The 3,673-nt window shown below is 71.7% G+C and carries 3 protein-coding genes; 2 read left to right on the forward strand and 1 reads right to left on the reverse strand.

All coding sequences use genetic code 11. The annotated features are described in order from the left end of the window. The coding region (locus tag PROKR_RS25515; protein ID WP_051433361.1) for a glycerophosphodiester phosphodiesterase family protein at positions 1 to 1,326 on the forward strand (1,326 nt) is incomplete at its 5' end. Between the two features lie 96 nt (positions 1,327 to 1,422). Next, positions 1,423 to 2,364, forward strand: a complete 942-nt coding sequence (locus tag PROKR_RS25520) for a DUF808 domain-containing protein (RefSeq protein WP_036969310.1) — start codon at positions 1,423 to 1,425, stop codon at positions 2,362 to 2,364. A 72-nt stretch (positions 2,365 to 2,436) separates the two neighbouring features. On the opposite strand, the gene PROKR_RS25525 is transcribed toward PROKR_RS25520, so the two are convergent. Next, entirely contained in the window at positions 2,437 to 3,177 is a 741-nt protein-coding gene (locus PROKR_RS25525; RefSeq protein WP_036969305.1) for a GNAT family N-acetyltransferase, read from the reverse strand. Between the last annotated feature and the right edge of the window lie 496 nt (positions 3,178 to 3,673).

The following is a 3,673-nucleotide window of genomic DNA, read 5'->3' on the forward strand; positions in this document are numbered from 1 at the left end:
GCCGCCTTCGGTGGCGCCGGCCACGGCGGCGGCACGCCCGCCGAGCGCGCCTACCGCGACCTGCTGGACCACGGCCCGGACGCCAAGATCCTCACCGCCGCGCACCGCGCGCAGTGGCGCTCCGCTCCCGAGAACAGCGCGCCCGCGATCCTGGACGCGTTCAAGGACGGCGCGGAGATCGTCGAGCTGGACGTGCAGCTCACCGCCGACGGCGTCCCCGTGCTCATGCACGACACGACCGTGGACCGCACCACGAACGGGACCGGCCGCGTCGACAGCCTCACGCTGGAGCAGATCGAGGGGCTCCGGCTGCGCGAGGGCCTGGGCGGCGCACAGGCCGCGCTCACCGACGAGCGCGTGCCCACGCTGGAGCAGGCGATGCGCCTGGCCAAGGACCGCGGCCTGGTCAACCTCGACAAGGGCTGGCCGTTCCGCGAGGAGATCTGGGCCGTGCTGACCGAGACCGGGACCGTCCGCAACGGCCTGTTCAAGTCGGACGCGCCCGTGGACCAGGTCCAGGAGTTCCGTGCCACGCACCGCGGCGCCGTCTACATGCACCTGGTCACCGACGCGAACGTCGCCGACGTCGAGAAGTTCGGCGCCGACCAGCCCGTGGCGTACGAGGTCAACTTCGACAGCACCGCCGACGTCGTCGCCCGCCGTCCGTTCCTGGACCGCGTCGCGAGCGGGAGCCGCGTCTGGAGCAACACGATGTGGAACGGCCTGTCGGAGCGGATGACGGACGAGGCGTCGCTCATCGACCCGCTGCGCGGGTGGCAGGCGCTGGTCGGGGGCTACAACACGACGATCTTCCAGACCGACGACGTCGAGAAGATCGAGCGCTGGCTGCGCACCGGCGAGGGCGACCCGCTGCCGCGCGGCGCCGTCCGGGTCCAGGCCGAGGACTTCCTGCCCGGCGAGGGCGCGGGTTACCACGACCTGGAGCCCGCCAACCGCAGCAACCTGCAGATGCGTCCGGGGGAGGGCGTCGACATCCAGGACCTCGACGGCGCCGTCAGCCTCGGCTGGATGCGTGGCGGCGAGTGGCTGACGTACGTGGTCGAGGTGCCGCGGACCGGCACGTACGAGGTCGCGGTGCGTGCCTCGTCGCCGTACTCGCCCGCCGGCGCGTACACCGTCTCGTTCGACGACGGCGCGCCCGGCGACCGGGTCGACGTCCGCAACACGACCAGCCACGCCAAGCAGGTGCTGCAGCCGAGCGGCGTCACGCAGCGGTTGACCAAGGGCACGCACACGCTCCGGATCGGTCTGCCCGAGGACGCCTACCAGAACTGGAACCTCGACTACGTCCAGCTGACCCCCTGACACGTGGGGCGCGATGCCCGGGCGGGCGGCCGGATTGCATAGGCTTCGGGGCATGACGACACATCGACCGGAGCGGGGTGCGCCGTGGGTGGCCTGATGGGACTGCTGGACGACATCGCCGCGCTGGCCAAGCTCGCGGCCGCGTCCATCGACGACGTCGGCGCCGCGACGGGCCGGGCGACCGCCAAGGCGGCAGGTGTCGTCGTGGACGACACCGCCGTGACGCCCCAGTACCTGCGCAGCGTCGCCGCGCAGCGTGAGCTGCCCATCGTGAAGAAGATCGCGATCGGGTCGATCCGCAACAAGCTGATCTTCATCCTCCCGGCCGCGCTGCTGCTCAGCCAGTTCCTGCCGTGGCTGCTGCCGATCGTGCTGATGATCGGCGGCACCTACCTCGCCTACGAGGGCGCCGAGAAGATCTGGCACAAGATCTCCGGTCACAGCGAGCAGACACTGGTCGCCGCGGAGGTCAGTCCCGAGGCCGAGAAGAAGCTGGTCGCGGGTGCCATCCGCACCGACCTGATCCTGTCCGCCGAGATCATGGTGATCGCGCTCGACGAGGTCGCCGACGAGACGTTCTGGTCGCGGCTCGCGATCCTCGTCGTCGTCGCGTTCGTCATCACGATCATCGTCTACGGCATCGTCGCCGCCATCGTGAAGATGGACGACGTCGGGCTGCGGCTCGCCGAACGCGACTCCGGCTTCTCCAAGACCCTGGGCCGCGGACTGGTCAAGGCGATGCCGCGGGTGCTCGCCGTCATCTCCGTGGTGGGCACGGTCGCGATGCTCTGGGTGGGCGGGCACATCCTGCTCGTCAACCTCGGCGCCGACGGCACGGGCTGGATCCCCTGGCCCTACGAGTGGGTGCACCACCTCGAAGTGGTCATCCACGACGGCGCGGGCGCGCTCGGCGGCACCCTCGGCTGGCTGTTCAACACGCTGTGCTCCGCCGTCGTCGGCCTGGTGGTCGGCGCGGTCGTGGTGGCCGTGCTGCACCTGCTGCCGTCCCGGAAGAAGACGGAGGCGGCCGCGCACTGACCTGGTGGGCGATCCGCAGTGGCGGCCCCCGGCGCGTACGGCGCCGGGGGCCGCCTGCGTGGGTGCCCGCAGTCAGGCGCTGACCGGGGTGTGCACCATCCCGAACTCGTTGCGGCGACGGACCTCGAACCCGAGGCGCTCGTAGAGCCGGATGGCGTTCGTGTTGCTCGCCGCGGCGTGCATCATGGCCCGGGCGCCGCGCTCGCGGACGTGGTGCACGACGTCGAGCACGAGGCGCGAGGCCAGGCCCTGCCCGCGGAAGCGCTCGTCGGTCGCGACGGCGCTGATCTCGGTCCAGCCTGCCGGCCGCAGCCGCTCGCCCGCCATGGCTGCGAGCACGCCGTCGCGCCGGATGCCCACGTACCGGCCCATCTCGTAGGTCCGGGGCAGGAACGGGCCGGGCTTGGCGCGGGCCACGAGGTCCATCATCTCGGGGACGTCGGACGCGCCCAGCACCACTGCCTCCTCGTCGGGCCGGCCGACCAGCCGGTCGGTCTCGACGAGCTGCACGCCGCCGAACACCTCACCGCGGGTCCAGCCGGCCGGCAACGCCACGGACTCGGGCGGGGCGGGGAAGTCGGCGTCGTACCCGACCAGGTCGATGATCGCGGCCCAGACGCCGGGGTCGTCCCACGTGCGGACGGTGGCGAAGGGCGAGACGTCCACGGGATACCGGCGCACCAGGTCGCCGCCCTCGGCGAAGTGGGCGTGCTCCCCGCTGAGCGACGACCAGGCGGCGTCGTCGAGCACGGAGAAGTCGGGGGCTGTGGTGCGTGCCGCGTCGTCGGGCGCCGCGTCGGTCAGGAGGCTCACGTCATGACCAACTTTCCGGGGACGGCGGGCATTCCGCCGACCCCGCGTCCGGGTGGGTGACGTAGACCCCCTTTGAAGCCTAAGTTTCTTCGCTCTGGACGGCGTCAAAGCGAAGAAACTTAGGCTTCAAAGGGGAGGGGTTTGGTGCGTCCCGGTCCCGGCGGCTGCGTCGGCCGGGCCGGCGTCGGCCCCGCCGACGTCGGTCGGGCCGAGGTCGGCCCCTGCGGATGCACGGCCGGGCAACCTCTCCTTCGAGGCCTAAGTTTCTTGGCTTTCCGTCGGCTGAAAGACAAGAAACTTAGGCTTCGAGGGGGATGGGTTTAGCGCGTCTGGGGTCCCACGGGCTGCGTCGACGGGGCCGACGCCGGCGGGGCCGGGACCGGTTGCGCGGCTGCCGCGCGGGACGGTGCCGGCGCCCGGAAGATCGCGACGAGGTTGACCGCCAGCGCGGCCGTGACCAGGCCGATCACGGGAACCAGCAGGTCGGCGCCCAGGT

It is taken from the genome of Promicromonospora kroppenstedtii DSM 19349, from assembly GCF_000515355.1.
In the GTDB taxonomy this organism is placed as follows: domain Bacteria; phylum Actinomycetota; class Actinomycetes; order Actinomycetales; family Cellulomonadaceae; genus Promicromonospora; species Promicromonospora kroppenstedtii.